The 21,906-nt window shown below is 59.4% G+C and carries 21 protein-coding genes and 1 tRNA gene; 10 read left to right on the top strand and 12 right to left on the bottom strand.

Translation table 11 applies throughout. The features are described 5' to 3' along the window. Window positions 1–10 precede the first annotated feature (10 nt). The 5 genes from AC3IUA_RS24985 to recX all read left to right on the top strand — a co-directional run bounded on the left by AC3IUA_RS24985 (window position 11) and on the right by recX (window position 3,662). Window positions 11–745 carry a LexA family transcriptional regulator gene (locus AC3IUA_RS24985; protein WP_489357522.1) on the top strand — a complete coding sequence of 245 codons (735 nt, stop codon included), beginning with the start codon at window positions 11–13 and terminating at the stop codon, window positions 743–745. Between the two features lie 284 nt (window positions 746–1,029). Beyond that, on the top strand, window positions 1,030–1,374 hold the full coding sequence (locus AC3IUA_RS24980; protein ID WP_489357521.1) for a phage holin family protein: 345 nt from the start codon (window positions 1,030–1,032) through the stop codon (window positions 1,372–1,374). A gap of 175 nt (window positions 1,375–1,549) precedes the next feature. After that, window positions 1,550–2,050, top strand: coding sequence for a CinA family protein (locus AC3IUA_RS24975; RefSeq protein WP_489357520.1), 501 nt, complete (start codon window positions 1,550–1,552; stop codon window positions 2,048–2,050). Window positions 2,051–2,133: 83 nt separating this feature from the next. After that, a complete protein-coding gene (recA, locus tag AC3IUA_RS24970; protein ID WP_489357519.1) occupies window positions 2,134–3,186 on the top strand; it encodes a recombinase RecA in 1,053 nt (350 codons plus the stop codon). Between the two features lie 8 nt (window positions 3,187–3,194). Then, complete coding sequence (recX, locus tag AC3IUA_RS24965) at window positions 3,195–3,662, top strand: recombination regulator RecX (protein WP_489357518.1); 468 nt, start codon at window positions 3,195–3,197, stop codon at window positions 3,660–3,662. 57 nt (window positions 3,663–3,719) lie between these two features. On the opposite strand, the gene AC3IUA_RS24960 is transcribed toward recX, so the two are convergent. Beyond that, the gene (locus tag AC3IUA_RS24960; RefSeq protein ID WP_489357517.1) at window positions 3,720–4,838 is read right to left on the bottom strand and encodes an LOG family protein; all 1,119 of its coding nucleotides are present in this window, start codon (window positions 4,836–4,838) and stop codon (window positions 3,720–3,722) included. A 649-nt stretch (window positions 4,839–5,487) separates the two neighbouring features. Beyond that, complete coding sequence (locus AC3IUA_RS24955) at window positions 5,488–5,907, bottom strand: quorum-sensing-regulated virulence factor family protein (RefSeq protein ID WP_489357516.1); 420 nt, start codon at window positions 5,905–5,907, stop codon at window positions 5,488–5,490. Between the two features lie 187 nt (window positions 5,908–6,094). Here AC3IUA_RS24955 and AC3IUA_RS24950 point away from each other — a divergent pair, with 187 nt between their 5' ends. Beyond that, entirely contained in the window at window positions 6,095–6,805 is a 711-nt protein-coding gene (locus tag AC3IUA_RS24950; protein ID WP_489362466.1) for a tRNA-uridine aminocarboxypropyltransferase, read from the top strand. Between the two features lie 3 nt (window positions 6,806–6,808). On the opposite strand, the gene AC3IUA_RS24945 is transcribed toward AC3IUA_RS24950, so the two are convergent. Further along, on the bottom strand, window positions 6,809–7,702 hold the full coding sequence (locus AC3IUA_RS24945; protein ID WP_489357515.1) for a DMT family transporter: 894 nt from the start codon (window positions 7,700–7,702) through the stop codon (window positions 6,809–6,811). Window positions 7,703–7,941: 239 nt separating this feature from the next. Between AC3IUA_RS24945 and erdR the strand changes: the two genes are divergently transcribed. Further along, complete coding sequence (gene erdR, locus AC3IUA_RS24940) at window positions 7,942–8,595, top strand: response regulator transcription factor ErdR (protein WP_489357514.1); 654 nt, start codon at window positions 7,942–7,944, stop codon at window positions 8,593–8,595. A 70-nt stretch (window positions 8,596–8,665) separates the two neighbouring features. Continuing rightward, window positions 8,666–9,028, top strand: a complete 363-nt coding sequence (locus tag AC3IUA_RS24935; protein WP_489357513.1) for a diacylglycerol kinase — start codon at window positions 8,666–8,668, stop codon at window positions 9,026–9,028. A 7-nt stretch (window positions 9,029–9,035) separates the two neighbouring features. On the opposite strand, the gene AC3IUA_RS24930 is transcribed toward AC3IUA_RS24935, so the two are convergent. Next, complete coding sequence (locus AC3IUA_RS24930) at window positions 9,036–9,962, bottom strand: LysR family transcriptional regulator (protein ID WP_489357512.1); 927 nt, start codon at window positions 9,960–9,962, stop codon at window positions 9,036–9,038. A gap of 119 nt (window positions 9,963–10,081) precedes the next feature. Here AC3IUA_RS24930 and fpr point away from each other — a divergent pair, with 119 nt between their 5' ends. After that, window positions 10,082–10,861 (top strand): ferredoxin-NADP reductase, encoded by a 780-nt coding sequence (fpr, locus tag AC3IUA_RS24925; protein WP_489357511.1) that lies wholly within the window; start codon window positions 10,082–10,084, stop codon window positions 10,859–10,861. A gap of 67 nt (window positions 10,862–10,928) precedes the next feature. Here fpr and tsaA read toward each other — a convergent pair whose 3' ends face one another. From tsaA to rimO, 5 genes are all read right to left on the bottom strand, one after another. Next, window positions 10,929–11,627, bottom strand: coding sequence for a tRNA (N6-threonylcarbamoyladenosine(37)-N6)-methyltransferase TrmO (gene tsaA / locus AC3IUA_RS24920; protein ID WP_489357510.1), 699 nt, complete (start codon window positions 11,625–11,627; stop codon window positions 10,929–10,931). A 185-nt stretch (window positions 11,628–11,812) separates the two neighbouring features. Then, a complete protein-coding gene (locus AC3IUA_RS24915) occupies window positions 11,813–12,274 on the bottom strand; it encodes a YehS family protein (RefSeq protein WP_489357509.1) in 462 nt (153 codons plus the stop codon). Between the two features lie 78 nt (window positions 12,275–12,352). Then, window positions 12,353–13,063 (bottom strand): rRNA pseudouridine synthase, encoded by a 711-nt coding sequence (locus tag AC3IUA_RS24910; RefSeq protein WP_489357508.1) that lies wholly within the window; start codon window positions 13,061–13,063, stop codon window positions 12,353–12,355. An 82-nt stretch (window positions 13,064–13,145) separates the two neighbouring features. Further along, window positions 13,146–13,619, bottom strand: a complete 474-nt coding sequence (locus AC3IUA_RS24905; protein WP_489357507.1) for an acetyltransferase — start codon at window positions 13,617–13,619, stop codon at window positions 13,146–13,148. 113 nt (window positions 13,620–13,732) lie between these two features. Then, window positions 13,733–15,070: a 30S ribosomal protein S12 methylthiotransferase RimO gene (gene rimO, locus AC3IUA_RS24900; RefSeq protein ID WP_489357506.1), complete on the bottom strand. Its 1,338-nt coding sequence runs from the start codon at window positions 15,068–15,070 to the stop codon at window positions 13,733–13,735. A gap of 339 nt (window positions 15,071–15,409) precedes the next feature. Between rimO and AC3IUA_RS24895 the strand changes: the two genes are divergently transcribed. After that, window positions 15,410–17,251, top strand: a complete 1,842-nt coding sequence (locus tag AC3IUA_RS24895) for a potassium transporter Kup (protein WP_489362464.1) — start codon at window positions 15,410–15,412, stop codon at window positions 17,249–17,251. Window positions 17,252–17,400: 149 nt separating this feature from the next. On the opposite strand, the gene AC3IUA_RS24890 is transcribed toward AC3IUA_RS24895, so the two are convergent. The 3 genes from AC3IUA_RS24890 to AC3IUA_RS24880 form a co-directional block, all read right to left on the bottom strand. Further along, the gene (locus AC3IUA_RS24890; protein WP_489357505.1) at window positions 17,401–18,696 is read right to left on the bottom strand and encodes a virulence factor family protein; all 1,296 of its coding nucleotides are present in this window, start codon (window positions 18,694–18,696) and stop codon (window positions 17,401–17,403) included. Next, window positions 18,696–21,338 (bottom strand): bifunctional lysylphosphatidylglycerol flippase/synthetase MprF, encoded by a 2,643-nt coding sequence (gene mprF, locus AC3IUA_RS24885; RefSeq protein ID WP_489357504.1) that lies wholly within the window; start codon window positions 21,336–21,338, stop codon window positions 18,696–18,698. The genes AC3IUA_RS24890 and mprF overlap by 1 nt, the downstream gene beginning before the upstream one ends. Window positions 21,339–21,630: 292 nt before the next feature. Further along, window positions 21,631–21,707 (bottom strand) — tRNA-Met (locus tag AC3IUA_RS24880). Between the last annotated feature and the right edge of the window lie 199 nt (window positions 21,708–21,906).

The raw sequence follows: 21,906 nt of genomic DNA, 5'->3' as shown, positions 1-21,906 counted from the left end.
TATGTGAGTTATGCACAAACGCAACGTTTCTACCGTCTTGAGAGAGCTGCTCGATCGCCACGGAATCTCCCCCACGGAGCTTCACCGTCGAACCGGCGTGCCGCAATCAACTCTCTCGCGCATTCTCGGCGGCAAGATTGCCGATCCTTCGGATAAGCACATCTCGCGAATCGCCGAGTACTTCCGTGTGAGCACCGATCAATTGCGCGGTCGCGTGGCTGTCGCGCCGGGCAAAGGCGCGGCGCGCGAGGAGCGGCACTCGGAACTCAAGGACATAAGCCTGTGGGACGACGACACCCCCGTCGACGATGACGAGGTATCGATCCCCTTTCTTCGCGAGGTTGAATTGGCTGCTGGATCAGGAAGATTCGTCATCGAGGAAAGCGAGAAGGCCAGCCTGCGTTTCGGCAAGCGCAGCCTGCGCCACAACGGCGTGCAGTTCGATCAGGCCAAATGCGTGACCGTTCGCGGCAACAGCATGCTGCCGGTGCTGCGTGACGGCGCGACGGTCGGGGTCAATGCCGGCAAGTCCGGGATTGGTGATATCGTCGACGGCGACCTTTATGCGATCAACCATAACGGCCAGTTGCGGGTGAAGCAGCTGTACCGCCTGCCCAGCGGGATTCGTCTGCGCAGCTTCAACCGCGACGAACATCCGGACGAGGACTACAGCTTTCAGGAAATCCAGGAAGAACAGATCATCATCCTCGGCCATGTCTTCTGGTGGGGCATGTACGCCCGATAACCATGACTCGCGAGATCAGGCCCGCCACTGAGCGGGCTTTTTTTCGTCGGTAGAAAACGGCCAGGGCCTGCGGTCTTGAATTATGCGTCAGAGCATTTTTTATCGGCTTATAAATGCATGTGTGCATTGACTGTATATGCATACATGCATATTCTGGGTCCCGGCTGCTCGACAACGAGTCGAAACGGTTCAATGGCAACGGCCAGGCATGAGGCTGCTGGATGGATGCGCAAGCAGGGCGGCACTCAGCCAATTCGTTGGTGGTTCTATTCAGGAGGCGCGACATGACATATGAGCAGGCGTTGCTGGACATGCCGATCTGGCTGGTCACGATCCTCGCCCTTATTGGCGGAGTGTCTGGCGAAATGTGGCGCGCCGACAAGGAGGGCGCCCGTGGCTGGTCGCTGGTCCGGCGCCTGACCCTGCGTTCCGGCGCCTGCATGATCTGCGGAGTAGCGGCGATCATGCTGTTGTATGCCGCCGGTCTGTCGATCTGGGCTGCCGGCGCCTTCGGTTGCCTCACTGCCATGGCGGGTGCCGATGTCGCCATAGGGCTCTACGAGCGATGGGCGACCAGGAAACTGGGTGTGTGCGACGTGCCGCCCCGTGATTCCACGCAGGATCGCTAGGCAGCTTTCAGGGTTTGTCAGGAGGTGACCGGCCCCCTCCTGGTAGCTCGATGCGCGAGCCGGGCAGGGTAAAACCTACGCCTGCAGTCGTTCACATTTTGATCGAGCCTGAGCCTTGCAAGCGCTATCGGCTCGTGTACGGTAGGCCTCACGCCAGCCTGATCAGGAGAGGTCCGTGAACGAAATCACCCAGCTTGCCGCTGAACTCGGCAGGCGCTTGCAGGTTCTCAATGCCCACGTCACCACGGCCGAGTCCTGTACCGGCGGTGGCATCGCCGAAGCGATCACCCGTATTTCGGGCAGTTCGGCATGGTTCGAGGCCGGTTACGTCACCTATTCCAATCGCCAGAAAACCCAGCAACTGGAAGTACCCGCCGCGCTGTTCGATCAGGTCGGGGCAGTCAGTCGCGAGGTGGTCGAGGCCATGGTCCGGGGCGCCCAGGCCAAGAGTCGGGCGCGGTTTGCCGTGGCGGTCAGCGGCGTGGCCGGGCCGGACGGTGGTACGCCGAACAAGCCAGTGGGCACGGTATGGCTGGCCTGGGGGGTAGGCGAGAGGATGATTACCGAGTGCCGACACTTCCCCGGCAACCGCGACGAAGTCCGCCGACAAACGGTGAAGGCCGCGCTAGAGGGGCTGCTGCAACATGCTGCGGGAGAAATCTCAAATCAGGGGTAGGCGATCCTCAAACGCTGTGGAATAATACTGGCTACTTATACAGGTGTTGGCCGTCAGGCCTTATTGATTACGTGAGGACTTTAATGGACGACAACAAGAAGAAAGCCTTGGCTGCGGCCCTGGGTCAGATCGAACGTCAATTCGGCAAGGGTGCCGTGATGCGTATGGGCGATCATGACCGTCAGGCGATCCCGGCTATCTCTACTGGCTCTCTGGGTCTGGACATCGCTCTCGGCATCGGCGGCCTGCCAAAAGGCCGTATCGTTGAAATCTACGGTCCGGAATCTTCGGGTAAAACCACCCTGACCCTCTCCGTGATTGCTCAGGCACAGAAGATGGGCGCCACCTGCGCCTTCGTCGACGCCGAGCACGCACTGGATCCTGAATATGCCGGAAAACTGGGGGTCAACGTCGACGACCTGCTGGTTTCCCAGCCGGATACCGGCGAGCAGGCGCTGGAAATCACCGACATGCTGGTGCGCTCCAACGCCATCGACGTGATCGTCATCGACTCCGTGGCGGCCCTGGTGCCAAAAGCCGAGATCGAAGGCGAGATGGGCGACATGCACGTGGGCCTGCAAGCCCGTCTGATGTCCCAGGCGCTGCGCAAGATCACCGGTAACATCAAGAACGCCAACTGCCTGGTGATCTTCATCAACCAGATCCGGATGAAAATCGGCGTGATGTTCGGCAGCCCGGAAACCACCACCGGTGGTAACGCGCTGAAGTTCTACGCTTCGGTTCGTCTGGACATCCGCCGTACTGGCGCGGTGAAAGAAGGTGACGAAGTCGTTGGTAGCGAAACCCGCGTCAAAATCGTCAAGAACAAGGTGGCTCCGCCATTCCGTCAGGCCGAATTCCAGATTCTCTACGGCAAGGGCATTTACCTGAACGGCGAAATGATCGACCTCGGCGTACTGCATGGTTTCGTGGAAAAATCCGGTGCCTGGTATGCCTACAACGGCAGCAAGATCGGTCAGGGCAAAGCCAACTCGGCCAAGTTCCTGCAGGACAACCCGGATATCGCGGCGACCCTTGAGAAGCAGATCCGCGACAAACTGCTCACTCCGACGTCGGACGTGAAAGCCAATGCGACCCGCGAGACTGTTGACGATCTGGCCGACGCTGATATCTGATTGATCCGATGACCGTCGTACTCGATACACTCGTCGCGGTGCGACGAACCGCAATGGACCTGCTCGCGCGACGCGAGCACGGTCGAGTCGAGCTGACGCGTAAACTGCGTCAGCGCGGCGCCCCTCCCGAAATGATCGACACGGCACTTGACCGGCTGACGGAAGAAGGCCTGCTGTCCGAATCCCGTTACCTCGAAAGCTTCGTCTCCTACCGTGCCCGAGCCGGCTATGGCCCTTTGCGTATTCGTGAAGAGTTGAGCCAGCGTGGCCTGCAACGTGCCGATATTGAACTCGCCCTGCGCGAGTGTGGCATCAGTTGGCAAGAGCAACTGGAAGACACCTGGCGCCGCAAGTTTGCCGGGCATTTGCCAATAGATGCCCGTGAGCGGGCCAAACAGGGGCGATTTCTGAGTTATCGGGGTTATTCAATGGAAATGATCGGCCGCTTGTTTAGCGGCCGCGGGCTGGATGACTGACAGGTGTGGCTCGTGAACGCTGTGTCTGAGCGTGCGAGCCACTGACTTGCTTGTTGATCAAGTGACCTTGATCGGTTCGCGCGCGCGTTGCTGCGTCTTGGGTTGAGTATTGGCCCAGTTTTCCGGCAGGTTGATGAAGTCGACCAGTTCACGCAAGCGACCATGATCGCGGGCGTTGAAGGTGAACGAAAGTCGCACCAGGTGACTGAACTGTGCTTCGTCGTGTTCCTCTCCACTGTAAGCATGTTGATGAAAGTGATCGCTCAGGCACAGGTCGGCAAAGGCCTTTTGCATGTGCTCGAGTGCCTGCTCGCTGAGTTTGTGGTTCATGCGGATCACAAATTGGTGCTTGAGCCAGCGACTGGAGTGGAAGTTGCTGTAGAACTGGTTGATTTGCTGAACCGCTTCTTCGGCGCTGTACACCAGGCGGATCAGCTTCATGTCGCTGGGCAGAATGTAGCGATTGTCCTCCAGTTGATTGCGAATGAAGTCCAGGGCGCCTTGCCAGAAATTTCCGCCCGGCGCATCCAGTAGCACCACCGGTACCAGCGGGCTTTTGCCGGTCTGGATCAGTGTCAGTACTTCCAATGCTTCATCCAGCGTGCCGAAACCGCCAGGGCAAAGAACCAGAGCATCGGCTTCCTTGACGAAAAATAGCTTGCGAGTGAAGAAAAAGTGGAATGGCAGCAGGTTGGTTGTGCCTTCGACGGTTGGATTCGCATGCTGCTCGAATGGCAGGGTGATATTGAATCCAAGGCTATGTTCGAGGCCGGCGCCTTCATGGGCGGCAGCCATGATGCCTCCCCCGGCACCGGTGATGACCATCAGGTTCGAGCGCGCCAGTGTCGCACCGAGTTCCCGGGCCAGGCCGTAGAGGGGGTGTTCGATCGGCGTTCGGGCCGAACCAAAGACCGTGACCTTGCGTCGACCTTTGAACTGTTCCAGCACCCGGAAGGCGTGCTCCAGTTCGCGCAGGGCTTGCAGCGTAATCTTGGCATTCCAGCGATTGTGGTCTTCCTGGGCCATGCGCAAGACAGTCAATATCATGTCGCGATAAATCGGAATATTCGGGCTATTGGGTGAAACCAGGTTGAGTTGCTCTTCGACCTTGCTGGTGAGGTCGATACCGTTGCTTTGAAAATGACGACTCAGGAGGTCATTCGGTTCGTAAGGCATTCAACTTCTCCTTCTGCACAGAACCTTTGGCCCGAGCGAGTATTCGCCAGCGCCACGACACTGCATGTGTCGCTGTCAGACCAGGCTAACGCCTGAGCACTACAACTGACTCGATAAAGCCGTGAAGCATTGATGTGGCGATCGAGTCATCCATACAGGTTCTGCTTTCTTGGATGAAAGAAACATTCGCACTGCAAGACGCGAGTGGGCAACCCCCTTTCCCGCCCCGAGAAAATTAGCGTCAACACACTGAATCTAGACCCTCTCAGCGATTTTTGCTGACTTGATCATGTGCCTGGAAAGTCTTGGCTGGCAATAGCTTATTGCCGATTCGAAAGGCAGTTTCACCACTCGTCAGAACCTGCTCCAGGTGGCCTGGGCTCTGATTTACTAAGTGGCAACCAAGATTGGACATCCTGGCTTCAAGGAGGCGGGGCAAGGTTTCAGGGTTGAAGGTTTGATCGCGATTGTCAGGGAGTCAGAGGACAAGGCGGCAATGACCAGAGTGAATCTGGAGATTGATATGCAGCTGTATCGATTGTTGCAATGAGCGGCGCAGGCCACTCATCCGGGCTTTGAAGATGAGTGCCGTTGACGTCCTGCGGCGCTTGCATGAGCTGCAAGCGCTGATGGCGTGCGTGCGTAGTCTTTACTTTTTCTTCTTCTGCTGCGGGCAGTCGGACTCCTTGAAGCGTTCGGTGGCCACCGGGCGGTTGGTTTTAACTTCGGTGAACTCGTAACGCATGATCGCGCCCTTGGCCATCAGCTTGCGAAAGCCCGGATTGTTGCAGACGGTAGAACCCAGCTGAAAGTAGACCGCCTTGGGGTCGGCGCGCATCTTGTCGGCATGGCTGCTTTGCACGCTCAGGTGGTTGATCAGCTCTTTGCCTTCAACGGTATAGCCCTGATCGAGAATGTCTTCGTTGATCGCCCGCGGCGTGCCGATGCTGCTCTGGGTGGCCACGTTTTGCAGCATTTTGCTCAGCTCCACGTCTTTCAAGGATGCAGCCTGAGCATTGAAGGACGACGCCAGCAAAACGGCAGCGGTGGGAACGATAAGGCGCAGCATGAAACTCTCCTGGTTCAGTGACTGTTGCTTCGACCAGCCACAGGACTGTGCGTTCAGTGACGGGGAATTATAGGGGAGCAGGTGTGGACGGTACAGGCTTGCGCGGCCGCTCTGGTAAACTGCAATGACATTTCACCCAGCCGAGTTCTTTCGTGTCGATTCTTTCCCCTTGCCAGCCATGCCTGTCATGAGCCACGCCGTTTCCCGCTTGCGCGCCCAACGTCTGGCGCGTGCCGTCAAACCCTTCGTCGCACGGGGCTCGCGAGCGGAACGCTGCCCGGGGTGTCGGGTAATTCCCAGTCATTGCATGTGTGCCTGGCGCCCGCAGGTTTCGGCAAAGTCGGCGATGTGCCTGGTCATGCATGATGTCGAGCCGTTGAAACCGAGCAATACCGGTTGGCTGATTGCCGATGTGATTGCTGACACCAGCGCCTTTCCCTGGTCGCGCACGGAAGTCGAACCGGGGTTACTGGCGCTGATTGCCGACCCGCAGTGGCAACCCTACATCGTATTTCCGGGCGAGTTTGTTGCGCCGGAGCGTGTGGTGACCGAGGTCAAGCTCCAGGAGGGTAAGCGTCCGCTGTTCATCCTGCTGGACGCCACCTGGAGTGAAGCGCGCAAAATGTTCCGCAAGAGTCCTTATCTGGAGCACTTGCCGGTGCTCAGTCTGGAGCCCGAGCAGCTGTCGCGCTACAAGCTGCGACGCTCCAAGCGTGACGACCACTTCTGTACCGCGGAAGTCGCTGCCTTGTGCCTGGAGCTGGCCGAGGACCAGCCGGCCAGTGAAGTGCTGGATGCTTATCTGGATGTGTTCAGCACCCATTATCTGGCGGCGAAATACCAACAGGCGATTGATCCGGGCGACCCGGCCCACAGCCGTCTGAAGCCTTTTCTCTAGGATTCAGGCGCTGACCAGCTGCGGCTTCTTCGGCCAGAGCTGCGTCACCAGCATGCCCGTGAGCATCAGCGCGCAGCCGAAATAGCCGCGCAGCTGCAAGGACTCATCGAGCAGCCAGGCACCGGCGATGGCGGCGAAGACCGCTTCCAGCGAGAAGATGATCGCGGCATGGGAGGCGATCGCATCCTTTTGCGCAATCACCTGCAGTGTGTAGCCGATGCCCACCGCAACCATGCCGCCATACACAATGGCCGGCCCGGCAGCGATAATGGCGTCCCGTTGGAAGGTCTCAAAGCCCAGCGCCAGGGCCAGGCTGACCACCGAGCAGGTGGAAAATTGCAGGAAGGCCAGGCGAATCGGGTCATGCCGGCTGGCGAAAACCCCGACCAGCACCACATGTGCGCCCCAGACTACGGCTCCGATCAGTTGCAGCCAATCTCCGGAGGCGACCTGGAAATTCTCGCCGACACTGAGCAAAAACATCCCGACCACCGCCAACAGTGCGCCGAGCCAGGTGCCCAGGCCGGTTTTGTGGCCGATCACCAGACCCAATAGTGGCACTACAATGACATACAGACCGGTAATAAAACCGGCATTGGTCACGCTGGTGAACAGCAAACCGACTTGCTGGAGGTTGATTCCGAGAGCCAGTGCCAGTCCCATCAGGCCACCGCCGACGAGCAAGCCTTGGGTAAGGAAGGGCTCACTGTTGGTGTTCTGGCGATTGCCACGCAACACCAGCGGTAGCAGGCAGAGCGAGCCAAGCGCAAAGCGCAGACCGGAATACAGGAAGGGGCCAATATGATCCATCCCCCAGGTTTGTGCGACAAATCCGGAGCCCCAGATCATGGCAGTCACAAGCATCAGGATGTCGGCACGCAAGGCATGGCTTCGCATGATGGCACTCTAGTTAGTCAGCCGATGACTTTGCCGTAAAGCATCCAGCTTGACCACCCCGGCTTCGCTCGGCATGCTTGGCGCCGATTAGGGCGCGACCGAGGTTTTAAACGCTGGCTTTTCGGGCTCTTGGCGTTGAGCGGGCTCTGCGGGTACAGCTTTTTTTGCTGTCACCTGGTGTTGCGTTGGCGAGGACTGAATTCTTCAGACCGACCATAAAAAACGGGATCATTTGAAAAATGGCCACATACGAAATCCTGATTGCCGATGACCACCCTTTATTTCGTAGCGCGCTGCATCAGGCGGTGACCCTGGGCCTTGGTCCTGAAGTTCGCCTGGTGGAGGTCGCGAGCATTGCCGAACTGGAAACCCGTCTGACCGAAAAAACTGACTGGGATCTGGTGCTGCTGGATTTGAACATGCCGGGTGCTTACGGTTTTTCCGGGCTGGTGTTGTTACGCGGCCAATATCCACAGATCCCCGTGGTGATGGTTTCGGCACAGGAAGAGGCATCGATCATGGTGCGCTCCCGTGAATTCGGCGCGAGCGGTTTCATTCCCAAGTCGAGTTCGCTGGAAGTCATTCAGAAAGCGGTGCGCAGTGTGTTGGACGGCGACGTCTGGTGGCCGCCGCAAGCCTTCGAGGAGATGAGCGTATCAGCCGAGGCCAAGGCCGCCAGCGCCGGCCTGGCGAGCCTGACTCCGCAGCAGTTCCGTGTATTGACCATGGTCTGTGAAGGTTTGCTGAACAAGCAGATTGCCTATGAGTTGAGTGTTTCGGAAGCGACGATCAAGGCCCACGTTACGGCGATCTTTCGTAAATTGGGGGTGCGGACCCGGACTCAGGCGGCGTTGCTCTTGCAACAACTTGAGTCAATTTCAAGTAGCCAGTAACCCGTTTATTCACACTATTTTGACTTTCGTTAAACTAGCTTTCCCACTTCTTTTTTCAGTTGCCTACTTTATGTCGCCTTTCAAGGGTCAAACCGGTCTTAAACGCATCCTCAACGCCTCCGGCTACTCTCTCGACGGTCTGCGCGCGGCCTTTACGGGTGAGGCGGCGTTCCGTCAGCTGGTATTGCTCAACGTCATCCTGATTCCGCTGAGCTTCCTGCTCACCGTCAGTCGGGTTGAGCGGGCGGTGATGATCGCCGTGTGCCTGCTGGCATTGATTGTCGAGTTGCTCAATTCGGCGGTGGAAGCGGCGATCGACCGGATTTCCCTGGACCTGCACCCGCTGTCGAAAAACGCCAAGGACATGGGCAGCGCCGCCCAGCTCGTCGCCTTGAGCATGATCGCCGTGGTCTGGGCGGTAATTCTGCTTTAACGACTGTTCACGCGATCGTCGGCAGGACGATCTCGTCGCTGCGCTGCACCCCGGCGGTGAAGGCGCGGCACAGTTCGAGAAACTCACGTATGGCCGAGGTCTGGTACTTCTGCTTGTGCCAGATGAAATAGAACTGCCGCAGCAGATCCAGGTCCGGCGTTTCTACCGCCACCAGGCTGCCGCGACGGAACGCATCGCGTAGCGCCAGGCGTGAAATGCAGCCAATTCCCAAGCCTGATTCCACTGCGCGTTTGATCGCCTCGGTGTGTTCGAGCTCGAGGCGGATGTTCAGCGTACTGCGGTGGTGACGCATGGCCTGGTCGAAGGTAAGCCGGGTTCCCGAGCCTTGTTCGCGCAGGATCCAGGCTTCGCGTGTCAGCTCTTCCATGCTCGCCTGACCGCGTTTTGCCAAGGGATGCTGGGGCGCGCAGAACACCACCAGCTCATCTTCGACCCAGCTTTGCACCTCGATATCCGGGTGGCTGCAATCGCCTTCGATTAGACCCAGATCAATTTCATAGTGGGCAACCTGTTGCACAATGTTGGCGGTATTTTGCACATGGAGCTTCACCTGGCTTTCCGGGTGCAGCTGCATAAAGCTGCCGATCAGCAAGGTCGCCAGGTAGTTGCCGATGGTCAACGTCGCACCAACCGCCAATGAACCGAAGCCGGACTTGCCGTTGAGCAGGTCCTCGATTTCCTTGGCCTGATCCAGCAAGGCAACGGCCTGCGGCAGCAGCTGTCGGCCCAGGGCATTGAGGCTCAGGCGCTTGCCGGCGCGATCGAATAGCTGACAGCTGGTTTGGCGCTCAAGCTCGGTGATAGAGGTGCTGGCGGCCGATTGAGAAAGCGCGAGCAGACCCGCAGCACGGGACACGCTTTCCTGCTGGGCGACGGCGACGAATACTTGAAGTTGACGGAGAGTAAATCGCATATCTATATAACCGATAACCCTTATCTTAATAATCCATTTAACAGATATTGTCGCCGCCATTAGAATGCGATGCAATTGCGCACATTGTCGGCGCAGGCAATTTCTAGGAGCCCCCGTACATGAGCAACATGAACCACGAGCGTGTCCTCAGTGTTCATCACTGGAACGACACCCTGTTCAGCTTCAAGTGCACCCGCGATCCGGGCCTGCGCTTCGAGAACGGTCAGTTCGTGATGATCGGCCTGCAACAGCCCAACGGCCGGCCGCTTATGCGCGCTTACTCGATTGCAAGTCCCAACTGGGAAGAGCATCTCGAGTTCTTCAGCATCAAGGTTCCGGATGGTCCGCTGACTTCCCAGTTGCAGCATCTGAAGGAAGGCGACGAGATCATCATCAGCAAAAAACCGACCGGCACCCTGGTGCTGGACGATTTGAAACCGGGCAAACACCTGTACCTGCTCAGCACTGGCACCGGTCTGGCGCCGTTCATGAGCGTCATCCAGGATCCGGAAACCTACGAGCGTTTCGAAAAAGTGATCCTGTGCCATGGCGTGCGTTACGTCAACGAAGTCGCTTACCGCGAGTTCATCACCGAGCATTTGCCGCAGAACGAGTTCTTCGGCGAAGCGCTGCGTGACAAGTTGATCTACTACCCGACCGTGACCCGCGAACCGTTCGAGAACGAAGGGCGTCTGACCGACTTGATGCGTACTGGCAAGTTGTTCAGCGATATTGGTCTGCCACCGATCAATCCGCAGGACGACCGCGCCATGCTGTGCGGCAGCCCGAGCATGCTTGACGAAACCAGCGAAGTGCTCAACAGCTTCGGCCTGAAGGTTTCTCCGCGGATGCGTGAGCCAGGCGACTACCTGATCGAGCGCGCCTTCGTCGAGAAGTAAGCGAACCCGATCAATGAAAAGCCCGCATTGCCTGAGAAGGCAGCGCGGGCTTTTTCATTTCTGGCGTTTATACGATCGCGGGGATGACTTCCAGCACGCGGATCAGGCCAGGCGCGGGGTAATGCCAGCGCACATCCAGATCCCAGAACTGTGCGCCGTATTCGCGCTCGGCTGCGGGAGCCTGGTAGGCCGGACGTGGATCCTGGGCCAGGCACTGCTCGATCAGCTCCAGCAATGGCTCTTGCAGGCGCTGAGCATGCTTGTGGGCCTGTTGCAGTGCGGTATCCGTCCACTGCACCGGAATCAGCTCGGGCGCGGCGCTGGCGATGCTGTTGGAGGCTGTATCAACGATGTCGGCATAGGGCACGTAGGGTTTGATATCGAGAATCGGCGTGCCGTCGAGCAAATCGATACCGGAGATCCACAGACGATTGGCTTCGACCTTGTCCAGCTTGACCACTGACTGGCCGATGCCGTTCGGGCGATGGGTGGCGCGGGTAGCGAACACGCCCATGGATTTGTTACCGCCCAGGCGAGGCGGGCGGACCTTGAGTCGTGGTTTGTCTTCCAGGGCCTGGTGGAACAGGAACAGCAACCAGACATGACTGACCTGCTCAAGCCCTTGTACGGCATCGCCCTGATCGAACGGCGCCACCAGTTCCAGAACGCCACGGGCGGCCGGCGCCAGCTGCGGCTGACGCGGAATGGCGAATTTCTCCTTGAAGCAGGAGCGCACGAAGCCGATCGGGGAAACGCTGTAGGTCATGGTCTGGGGTCGGAACGGGGGGAGATGCGCGCATCATAATCGATGTGAAGATCAAAAGATCGCAGCCTGCGGCAGCTCCTACGCCGAACGCATTCCCTGCAGGAGCTGCCGCAGGCTGCAATCTTTTCAGGGGTTGCAGCAGTACTCGCCAGGCGGCTGGGTTCAGCCACCTGAAACCAGGGCACTCAGGTGCGAATGCGCAGGGTCAGACCCTTGAGGAAGTTGCGCAGCAGTTGATCGCCGCAGGTGCGGTAGTTGGTGTGGCCGAACTTGCGGAACAGCGCGCTCAGCTCAGGCTTGGACACCGGGAAGTCGGAGGCCTTGAGGATCGCATGCATGTCGTCTTCCTTCAGTTCGAAGGCCACTCGCAGTTTCTTCAGGATGACGTTGTTGGTCACCGGCAGCTCGACTGGCAGCGACGGACGGCTTTCGTCCTTGCCGCGCTTGAAGAACACCAGGCCGTCGAGAAAATGCGCCATGACCTCGTCCGGGCAATGGACGAAACCTTCTTCCTCATCCTTTTTCAGGTAAGTGAGGACGTCTTCCTTGGTGACTTCGAGGCCGCCAAGCTTGATCAGCTCGACGACTTTGTTGTCACTGATGTCGAGCATGTAGCGCACGCTGCGCAGTACATCGTTATGAATCATGTTTACAGTCCTGATCAATCAGCAGTGAGCACCGCGCAGAGAAGTGCGGCGTCGAAGTGTGTGGCGGCGCGAGAAGCCTTAGAACTTCTCTTTGCCGGACAGGTAGCGCCATTGGCCGACCGGCACTTTGCCGATGGAGACTCCACCGATGCGGATACGACGAACGGCAATGACCTTGAGGCCGACGGCTTCGCAGAACAGCTTGATGACACCCGGCTGGGGGTTTTTCATCGCAAAGCGTAGGCGGTTTTCGTTCTGCCAGCTGGCCTTGACCGCCGGCAGTTCCTTACCCTTGTAGGTCAGGCCGTGGTTCAGGCGATTGAGGCCGTGGGCGACCATGTCTCCCTCGACCTCGACCACATACTCCTGCTCGATCTTGCTGGCGTCGGCGGTGAGCTTGCGCAGAATCTTCCAGTCCTGGGTGAACACCAGCAGGCCACTGGCGTTGGCTTGCAGGTCCGAGCTGGCGGTCAGGCGCAGGAAGTGCCCTTTGAGCGGACGCTTGCTGTAACGGTGCTCTTCGCTCAGGGTTTGCGGGCCGATCAGCTGCATGGCGCTTTGCGCATCCATGCCCGCCGGCGCGTGAAACAGGATGGTCACCGGCTCCGGCGCAGTGGCCTTGGCTTCGGGGTCGAGCTCGACTTTCTGGGTGTCGACCTTGAACTGCGGCTCATCGATGACTTCGCCGTCCACCGTGACCCAGCCGCCCTCGATGAACAGCTCAGCCTCCCGACGGGAACAGCCGACGAGTTCGATGAGGCGTTTGGAGAGACGAATCGGGTCAGTCATGACAGGGGCCGTAACAAAAGAGGGCGCCCATTGTACCTGCCTGGCGCCGGTTAATCGCGGGTCCATTTGAAGACTGTAGCTTTTAGCCGCTTTGTGCCCGCTGATTTGCCTGTTTCAAGCGCATATGCAGCAACGGATAGGGTTGGCCCATGCCGTCGTGCTCCGAACGGCCAATCACTTCGAACCCCAGCTTGTAGTAGAAACCCAAGGCCTGCGGGTTCTGTTCATTGACGTCCAGCTCATCGGCATTCAAGTGTTCGATGGCGTACTTGAGCAATTGTTTGCCCAGCCCCTGACCGCGGTGGTCGGGGTCGATAAAGAGCATTTCGATCTTGCCCGCCGCGATGCCGGCAAAACCGGTGATGCGTTGGCGATGATCCTTGGTGCAGACCAGCATGACGGCATCCAGGTAACGGGTCAGTACCAGGTTCTTCAACAGGTCGATATAGCTGTCCGGCAGGAAATCATGGGTGGCGCGCACCGAGGCCTCCCAGATCCGGGTGAGTTCCTCATAGTCGCTCTGTTTCGGCGTGTGGATGACCGCGTGATGACGCATGTCGCCGGTTCCTTATGCTAGTGGTGGCGGATGTCCTTTTATTTCACAAAACGATAGTCGTAAAAAAGCCCCGCATCTCGTCAGGAGAGCAGGGCTTTTCAATTTTGTATGCTTTAGCGCTTTTCAGCCCACAGGTCGTACTCGTCGGCGTCGGTCACCCGGCACCAGACCTTGTCGCCTGGCTTGAGGTCGCTGGCATCATCGATGAAGACGTTGCCGTCGATTTCCGGGGCATCGAAGAAGCAGCGGCCAACGGCGCCTTGCTCGTCGACTTCGTCAATCAGCACTTCGATTTCCTTGCCGATGCGCAGCTGCAGGCGAGCCGAGCTGATGGCCTGTTGATGGGCCATGAAGCGATCCCAGCGGTCCTGCTTGACGTCGTCTGGCACCACTTCCAGATCCAGGTCATTGGCCGGCGCGCCTTCGACTGGCGAGTACTGGAAGCAGCCGACGCGGTCGAGCTGGGCTTCGGTCAGCCAGTCGAGCAGGTACTGGAAGTCTTCTTCGGTTTCGCCGGGGAAGCCGACGATGAAGGTCGAGCGGATGATCAGTTCCGGGCAGATGACGCGCCAGTTCTTGATCCGGGCCAGGGTCTTGTCTTCGAAGGCCGGGCGTTTCATGGCCTTGAGGACTTTCGGGCTGGCGTGCTGGAACGGAATGTCCAGGTACGGCAGGATTTTCCCGGCGGCCATCAGCGGGATCAGTTCATCGACGTGCGGGTACGGGTAGACGTAGTGCAGGCGTACCCAGACGCCGAGGCTGCTCAGCGCTTCGCAGAGTTCGGTCATGCGGGTTTTCACCGGCGCGCCGTTCCAGAAGCCGGTGCGGTACTTGACGTCGACGCCGTAGGCGCTGGTGTCCTGGGAAATCACCAGCAGCTCTTTGACACCGGACTTGACCAGGCGCTGGGCCTCGTCGAGCACGTCACCGACCGGACGGCTGACCAGCTTGCCGCGCATCGACGGGATGATGCAGAAGCTGCAGCTGTGGTTACAGCCTTCGGAAATCTTCAGGTAGGCGTAGTGACGCGGGGTCAGCTTGATGCCTTGTGGTGGCACCAGGTCGATCAACGGGTTGTGATCCTGACGCGGCGGGACCACATCGTGCACGGCGTTGACCACCTGCTCGTATTGCTGCGGGCCGGTTACCGCGAGCACGCTCGGATGCACCTTGCGGATGTTGCCTTCTTCGACGCCCATGCAGCCGGTGACAATGACCTTGCCGTTTTCCTTGATGGCTTCACCGATCACTTCCAGGGACTCGGCCTTGGCGCTGTCGATAAAACCGCAGGTGTTGACCACCACGACATCGGCGTCCTGATAGGTGGACACGACTTCGTAGCCTTCCATACGCAGTTGCGTAAGGATGCGCTCGGAGTCGACCAGTGCTTTCGGGCAACCCAGAGATACAAAGCCGACCTTGGGGGCGGCCGGCGTGGTGACGGTGGACATAGCTAACCTCGGTTTTGTGACGCCTCAAGCCGCGGGTGGCAAGGCGACGGATGGACGCTTGGCGCGCCTCTGATCAAAAAGTGCGCAATTCTAGCGATGGGCAACGCACTTGACCAGCTTTATGCGGGGAAATACGACGAGTGCTGCGCTATGCTTCGCGCCTTTTGCGCTGTAATGAATTGTTACGATCCTGTAAACGCAAGAAAAACAGCGCATGCTGCACGACACAAAATAGTACTTCTTATAGAGAAGCCCGGGTTTGAGTAACAGGAGTGGTTGATGGGTCAGGCAAGTAGTCAGGCTGCGGGCGCCGAGCATTCGCCGGTGAAACCCTTGAGCATGCTGGTGGCGGCGGTCGGGGTGGTGTATGGCGATATTGGCACAAGCCCCTTGTACACCCTCAAGGAAGTGTTTTCCGGTGAATATGGTGTGCCCGTCAACCATGACGGGGTGCTGGGCATTCTGGCGCTGATTTTCTGGTCGTTGATCTGGGTCGTTTCGATCAAGTACATGCTGTTCGTGCTGCGCGCCGACAACCAGGGTGAGGGTGGCATCATGGCCTTGACTGCGCTGGCCCGGCGAGCGGCGGCGAACCATAAGCGTCTGCGCACCTTACTGGTGGTCTGTGGTTTGTGCGGTGCCGCGCTGTTCTACGGTGACAGCATGATCACCCCGGCGATCTCTGTCCTTTCGGCGATTGAAGGGCTGGGGCTGGCATTCGAAGGCATTGATCACTGGGTCGTGCCGCTGTCATTGATCGTGCTGGTGGCGCTGTTCCTGATTCAGCGCCATGGCACGGCGCGCATCGGCATTCTGTTCGGGCCGGTGATGGTCGCCTGGTTTCTGGTACTGGGTGCACTGGGGGTCTATGGCATCGTCCAGCACCCGGAAGTGCTCAAGGCGATGAGTCCGGTCTGGGGCGTGCGCTTCTTTGTCGTTCATCCGGGCATGGGCGTGGCGATTCTCGGCGCGGTGGTACTGGCGTTGACCGGTGCCGAGGCGCTGTACGCCGACATGGGCCACTTCGGTCGCAAACCGATAGCCCGTGCCTGGTTTATCCTGGTACTGCCGGCTCTGGTGCTCAATTACTTCGGCCAGGGCGCGCTGCTGTTGGGCGACCCGGAAGCGGCGCGCAACCCGTTCTACCTGCTGGCGCCAAGCTGGGCGTTGATCCCCCTGGTGGGGTTGTCGACCCTGGCGACGGTAATCGCCTCGCAGGCAGTGATCTCCGGTGCGTTTTCCCTGACCCGTCAGGCGATCCAGCTCGGCTATATTCCGCGGATGCGTATTCAGCACACCTCCAGTGCCGAACAGGGCCAGATCTACATTGGTGCGGTGAACTGGGCACTGATGGTCGGGGTGATTTTGCTGGTGCTGGGCTTCGAGTCCTCGGGCGCGCTGGCTTCGGCCTACGGTGTGGCGGTGACCGGTACCATGCTGATGACCACGATCCTGGTTTCGGCGGTGATGTTGCTCTTATGGAAATGGCCGCCGCTGCTGGCAGTCCCGGTGTTGCTGGGTTTCCTGTTTGTGGATGGTTTGTTCTTCGCCGCCAACGTGCCGAAAATATTTCAGGGCGGGGCCTTTCCGGTGCTGGCGGGGATTGTCCTGTTCGTGCTCATGACCACCTGGAAACGCGGCAAGCAATTGCTGGTCGAGCGTATCGACGAAGGCGGGCTGCCACTGCCGATTTTCATCAGCAGTATTCGGGTGCAGCCACCCCATCGGATCCAGGGCACGGCGGTGTTCCTCACCGCGCGACCGGATGCCGTGCCCCATGCCTTGTTGCACAACCTGTTGCATAACCAGGTACTGCACGAACAAGTGGTGTTGCTGACGGTGGTCTACGAGGATATTCCGCGGGTTCCAGCGCAGCGGCGCTTTGAAGTGGCGTCCCATGGAGAGGGGTTCTACCGGGTGATCCTGCACTTCGGCTTTACCGATGAGCCGGATGTGCCGCAGGCATTGAAGCTCTGCCATCTCGATGAGCTGGACTTCAGCCCGATGCGCACTACCTACTTCCTCAGCCGCGAGACGGTGATCACCTCCAGGCTGGTGGGCATGGCGCGCTGGCGCGCAGCGCTGTTCGCCTTCATGTTGCAGAACGCCAACGGTAACCTGCGGTTCTTTAACCTGCCGCTCAACCGGGTAATCGAACTGGGTACTCAGGTAGAAATATAAGCACCGTGGGCCCTAAAAGATCGCAGCCTGCGGCAGCTCCTACGGGTTTCGCATACACCTGATAATTTGTGGGTGTACGTAGGAGCTGCCGCAGGCTGCGATCTTGACGAACCGAACCGCGCCGAAGGTCTCTGGTTTGCAGTCTCAGGTCACTCTTCAGCGACTCGCGTCTTGCCCTGGCGCTTTTCGATCGCATCGACCAGGCGTTGAGCCAGGGCCGGGTAGTTCTCGTCGAAGTGGTGGCCGCCCGGCAGTTTCATGGCTTCACCAACGGCGGTCTTCTCGGTGCAACCGCTTTCGTCGACTTCTTCTTCACCGTAAATGCAGACCACTTTGTCTGCTGGCAGTTTGGCCATTTCTGGGCCGGTGGCGGCTTCCTTGCCAGCGTTGCCAAGCCAGCCTTCAACTTCGATTTCGAAGCTGCCGGTGCGGGCGAAAGCCAGCAGGATAATGGCGTCGACCCGTTGTTGTTCGGCTTCAGGCAGACGGTTGTAGATGGCTGGCAGCACGTCGGCACCGAAGGAGTAGCCAGTCAGCACGAAGCGTTTGATGCCCCATTTTTGCCGGTAGTGCTGCATCAGTTCGCTGAGGTCGATGGCGCTTTGTTCCGGGCTCTTGTGCTGCCAGTAGTAGCGCAGGGTGTCGATGCCGACCACCGGGTAGCCGATCTTGGCCATTTCGCCGGCCACATCGCGGTCCAGATCGCGCCAGCCACCGTCGCCGGAGAGAAACAGGGTCACGGTGTCCTTGGCCTGGCCGGCCGGTACTTCGACCACCGGGATATTCAGGCCGCCGTTGCCCTTGTCCGAACCCATGAGGATTTTGCGCAGCTCATTGTTCAGCACTTGCGGCAGGTTGATGTCGTAGTCGCTGATGCTGGTTTCGGCGTTGGGTTGATCCCGCACAAAGCCTGCGCTGGTGTCGTCGGGGTTGTCGTTCCAGGCCACCAGCCAGTGGCCGTGAGTCGCGGTTTTGGGCAGCAGATGGGTACAGCCGGGTTTTTCCAGTGCCAGGTCCACAGAGACGGCCTGGGCCTTGTCATTGCTTTGCTCCGCCAGCCAGCGCCAGGCCAGGACTGCGCCAGGACCGATGCCGCTGACCAGGGTGGCGGGGCCGTTGAGTTGTTTCAGGGCCGATTGCAATGCGCGACCTTGCAGCACGCAATCCTTAGGCAGGATCACTTGAACGATCTGCGCTGCGCCGCCACGGCTCAGGGTCAGCAGTTGTTGGTCGTTGAGCTTTTGCTCATCGGTAACGGCCACCACCACTTGGGCGTGCGGCGCGGTTCCGGGAATGACCCGGGTGGTTGTCGAACCGTCGGCTTGTGTCACGTGTTCAAGTGTCGGTTCTGGTGCAGGGCGGTTCCAGAACCAATAACCACCACCGAGGATCAGGCCAAGCACCACCAGAGTGGCCAGTAAATACCGCCAGGAGCGTTGAATCATCAGCGTTTCACCAATCCAGTCAAGCCGCCCGCGATCAGGGCGGCGGTATCGGCCAGTGCCACCAGCGGATCGAGTCCGGAGGGCACGGCCATGTAACGGGGTTCCCAGTCAGGCTGGAACTTGTCTTTGAAACGGCGCAACCCCTGGAAGTTGTAGAGTTGCTCGCCACGGCGGAACACCATCGAGCCAAGGCGTTGGGTCAGTGGCGCGCCGTGACGGGGCTGTAGCCCTGACAGCGGCACCATGCCCAGGCTGAAACGTGCATAGCCGTGATTTTTATAATGTTGAATCAGGCCGACCATCATGAACTCCATGGTCAGCTTTGGCGCTTCAGGATGGGCGCGCATCAAGTCGAGGCTGGCCAGGTCATGGCTGTAGGTCTCGAGCAGATTGGCAAAGGCCACCGGGCGCCCTTCAAAATGGATGATCGCAACGCGAAAATGCTTGAGGTAATCATCGCTGAACCGGCCGAGGGAGAAGCCTTTCTCGCGCACGTTCTTGCCAGTCAGCCAGGCATCGGAGATGACTTTCAGTTCGTCCATCGGCGCCTGGCCTGGATCAAAGATCTCCAGCGACAGGCCGTCGCGGGTGCCGCGATTCCAGGTGTAGCGCAGGTCTTTCATCTCTTTGCCTTTGGCTTCGAGATCAAAGCGCAGCAGATCGACCCGGGCTTCTTCGCCGAGTTTGATCGCCGTCAGGCCAATGTCCATGTAATACGGCAGGTTCTCGGCGCGCACCTGATAGAACACCGGGCGGGCATGGTGGATGTCGCACAGGTCGCGGAATTGCCAGATCATCTCCGCGCGCTGGCGGGGCGGGCCGATCGGGTCGTACAGCGCTACCAGGCTGCGACCGCGGCGAGCATACATCAGGAAGGCGTCGTCATCGGGGTGAAACAGCAATGCTTTGTCACCGGTCAGGGCCAGGCCACCATCCGGCTGGGCCGAGGCCATGAGAATCTTTAGCGCCTTGCCCATTTCTTCAGCGGTCGGCAGATGGATCACCGGGCGTGCGGTGCGCAGCAACCAGGTTAGCGACACCACCACCAGCAGCACCGCGGCGCCAAGTAGCGAGCGCAAGCCGCGCGGCGCGTCGGCGTCGAGGGTGAACTGCCACCAGAGTTGATGGCTGTAGGGCACATCCTGGTAAGCGAACAGCAGCAGCCAGATCGACGCCCCGAGCACACAGACACTGGCCACCAGATACAGAGGCGAGAACGGCAGTTCGGTCAATCGGCTGGGCCGATAGAACGAACTCCGGAAAACCGCCAGCAGGCAGGCAGTCAGGGTCAACAGGCTGGCTTCTTCCCAGTCGAAACCCTTGAGCAGGGAAAGCAGGGCGCCCACCAGCAGCAGAACGGTGGTCAGCATCCAGGCCGCCGACAGGCGCCGGCGCAACCCCTGGGCAAGCAATAGGCAGAGCACGCCGATCAGGCTAGCGCCGAAGTGCGAGGCGTCGATCAGGCGGTGGGGGATCAGAAAACCGATGTGTTCCAGGCGGGTGTCGATTTCCGGTGTGGCGCCGGAAAACAGCAACACCACGCCAGACAGGAACACCAGTACCGCCAGGATCGGTGCGGCCAGCCCCGAGGCTACCCTTAGCGATTGGCGAGACTGAAACAGGCGTTGGGCTTCGCTGATCAGCAATAACAAACAGGCCACCAGCAACGGCATCATTACGTAGATCAGCCGATACAGCAGCAAGGCCGCGGCCAGCGGGGCCGAGCCAAGTGTGTCGGCGAAGGCTGCCAGCAGAATGGCCTCGAACACCCCGACGCCGCCAGGCACATGGCTGAGCACGCCAGCGGCCAGCGCTAGCAGGTAGACCAGCAGGAATGCGCCGAACGGCGGGGCCTCGGGCAGCAATAGATAGAGCACGGTAGCCGCAGCTGCGACGTCCAGTGCGGTGATCACCAGCTGCAGGAGGCTCAGGCGGGGACCGGGCAGGCGCAGGGTCCGGCGTCCGATCCGAACCAGCAGGTTGTCCGGCAGAGGTTGCTCGGGCAGACGACGGCGGTAGATGCCGATTGCCAGCACCGCGCCGAGGAGCAGCACCGCGATGGCAATCGCGCCCGGCAGAGGTTCGGGCAGGTGCAGCGCGGCAGAGACGGCTGGCAGGTCGCTCAGGGTGGCCAGGGCGGCCAGCGGAGGCAACGCGCAACCCAGCGACAGGCTGGCAAACAGCGACATGCGCGCGACTTCGGACGCCCCCAGTCCAAAGCGTGCATATAAGCGATAACGCACCGAACCGCCGGACAGCAGCGAAAGACCAATGGCATTGCCGATCGCGAAGGCGCTGAATCCCCCCAGGGCCAGGATGCGTGGTGGCAACTTTACGCCGGCATAGCGGCTGGCCGACCACTCATAGCCCAGCAGGATGACGAAGCCGACCACGGTGGCCGCCATCGCCCCGAGCAAGGCCGGTTTTGGCACTTCAAGCAGGGAGTCGTGCAGGGCATCCAGATCGAGTTCGCTCAGCAGGTGGCGACAGGCAATCAGTGCAATGACGAACAACAACAGAGTGACCGCCAAACCTATGGGCTGGCGGTATTTGCTCACCTGGTCGAGCCAGTGCCGGCGGGTGGCTGTGATCGGTTGGGTCGCTGTGACGGTGTCTTGTGGATCAGACGAGTTGGCGCGCATCAATCACCTCTTGGATCGTGCGCGACAGGATGGGGGTATACAGCCAAGTTACCAATCCCTAAGGAAAAATAATTTCAAAATGTGTGGCGATGGGGCTTGCCGCCGTTCGGCTGCGAAGCAGTCGCAAAGTCGGCTGATACGTTCTTCCTGACACAATGCGACTACTGATTTTAGGACCGCTTCGCGGTCCAGCGGGGGCAGGCCCCCTCGCCACAGGTAGTCATTTGGTGCGAAAGGACATTTCTGACAGACACAAAAAAGGCCACTCTTTCGAGTAGCCTTTTTTGATGTTTGGTTGCGGGAGCCGGATTTGAACCGACGACCTTCGGGTTATGAGCCCGACGAGCTACCAGACTGCTCCATCCCGCGTCTGTGTGGCGGCATTCTACAGGCGATCGCTTGAGTGTCAACCGTTAATGCTCCTCAGGGTCAAATAAGCGCCAATAAGGAGTCGCGCCGGCTTAAGTGTCAGAGCTACAACGGATTTTCCTCGAGGCCAGGTTGTTGATGGCCGAGATGAGAATAGGCGGCAGGAGAGGGGTAAAAAAACGCGCACAAAAAAGGCCAC

The organism is Pseudomonas sp. KH_050 (assembly GCF_057838875.1).
The sequence above is the reverse complement of the archived record's forward strand: the minus strand, read 5'-3'. Positions and strand labels throughout refer to the sequence as shown.

Bases quoted from the DNA above. Each gene is read 5' to 3' on its own strand.
- AC3IUA_RS24915 (WP_489357509.1), bottom strand. From the start codon at position 12,274: ATGATTCATAACGATGTACTGCGCAGCGTGCGCTACATGCTCGACATC.
- AC3IUA_RS24955 (WP_489357516.1), bottom strand. From the start codon at position 5,907: ATGCTGCGCCTTATCGTTCCCACCGCTGCCGTTTTGCTGGCGTCGTCC.
- erdR (WP_489357514.1), top strand. From the start codon at position 7,942: ATGGCCACATACGAAATCCTGATTGCCGATGACCACCCTTTATTTCGT.
- AC3IUA_RS24980 (WP_489357521.1), top strand. From the start codon at position 1,030: ATGACATATGAGCAGGCGTTGCTGGACATGCCGATCTGGCTGGTCACG.
- AC3IUA_RS24930 (WP_489357512.1), bottom strand. From the start codon at position 9,962: ATGCGATTTACTCTCCGTCAACTTCAAGTATTCGTCGCCGTCGCCCAG.
- AC3IUA_RS24935 (WP_489357513.1), top strand. From the start codon at position 8,666: ATGTCGCCTTTCAAGGGTCAAACCGGTCTTAAACGCATCCTCAACGCC.
- AC3IUA_RS24985 (WP_489357522.1), top strand. From the start codon at position 11: ATGCACAAACGCAACGTTTCTACCGTCTTGAGAGAGCTGCTCGATCGC.
- AC3IUA_RS24960 (WP_489357517.1), bottom strand. From the start codon at position 4,838: ATGCCTTACGAACCGAATGACCTCCTGAGTCGTCATTTTCAAAGCAAC.
- AC3IUA_RS24910 (WP_489357508.1), bottom strand. From the start codon at position 13,063: ATGACTGACCCGATTCGTCTCTCCAAACGCCTCATCGAACTCGTCGGC.
- recX (WP_489357518.1), top strand. From the start codon at position 3,195: ATGACCGTCGTACTCGATACACTCGTCGCGGTGCGACGAACCGCAATG.
- AC3IUA_RS24905 (WP_489357507.1), bottom strand. From the start codon at position 13,619: ATGCGTCATCACGCGGTCATCCACACGCCGAAACAGAGCGACTATGAG.
- AC3IUA_RS24945 (WP_489357515.1), bottom strand. From the start codon at position 7,702: ATGCGAAGCCATGCCTTGCGTGCCGACATCCTGATGCTTGTGACTGCC.
- AC3IUA_RS24895 (WP_489362464.1), top strand. From the start codon at position 15,410: ATGCTGGTGGCGGCGGTCGGGGTGGTGTATGGCGATATTGGCACAAGC.
- recA (WP_489357519.1), top strand. From the start codon at position 2,134: ATGGACGACAACAAGAAGAAAGCCTTGGCTGCGGCCCTGGGTCAGATC.
- mprF (WP_489357504.1), bottom strand. From the start codon at position 21,338: ATGCGCGCCAACTCGTCTGATCCACAAGACACCGTCACAGCGACCCAA.
- tsaA (WP_489357510.1), bottom strand. From the start codon at position 11,627: ATGACCTACAGCGTTTCCCCGATCGGCTTCGTGCGCTCCTGCTTCAAG.
- AC3IUA_RS24890 (WP_489357505.1), bottom strand. From the start codon at position 18,696: ATGATTCAACGCTCCTGGCGGTATTTACTGGCCACTCTGGTGGTGCTT.
- AC3IUA_RS24950 (WP_489362466.1), top strand. From the start codon at position 6,095: ATGAGCCACGCCGTTTCCCGCTTGCGCGCCCAACGTCTGGCGCGTGCC.
- rimO (WP_489357506.1), bottom strand. From the start codon at position 15,070: ATGTCCACCGTCACCACGCCGGCCGCCCCCAAGGTCGGCTTTGTATCT.
- fpr (WP_489357511.1), top strand. From the start codon at position 10,082: ATGAGCAACATGAACCACGAGCGTGTCCTCAGTGTTCATCACTGGAAC.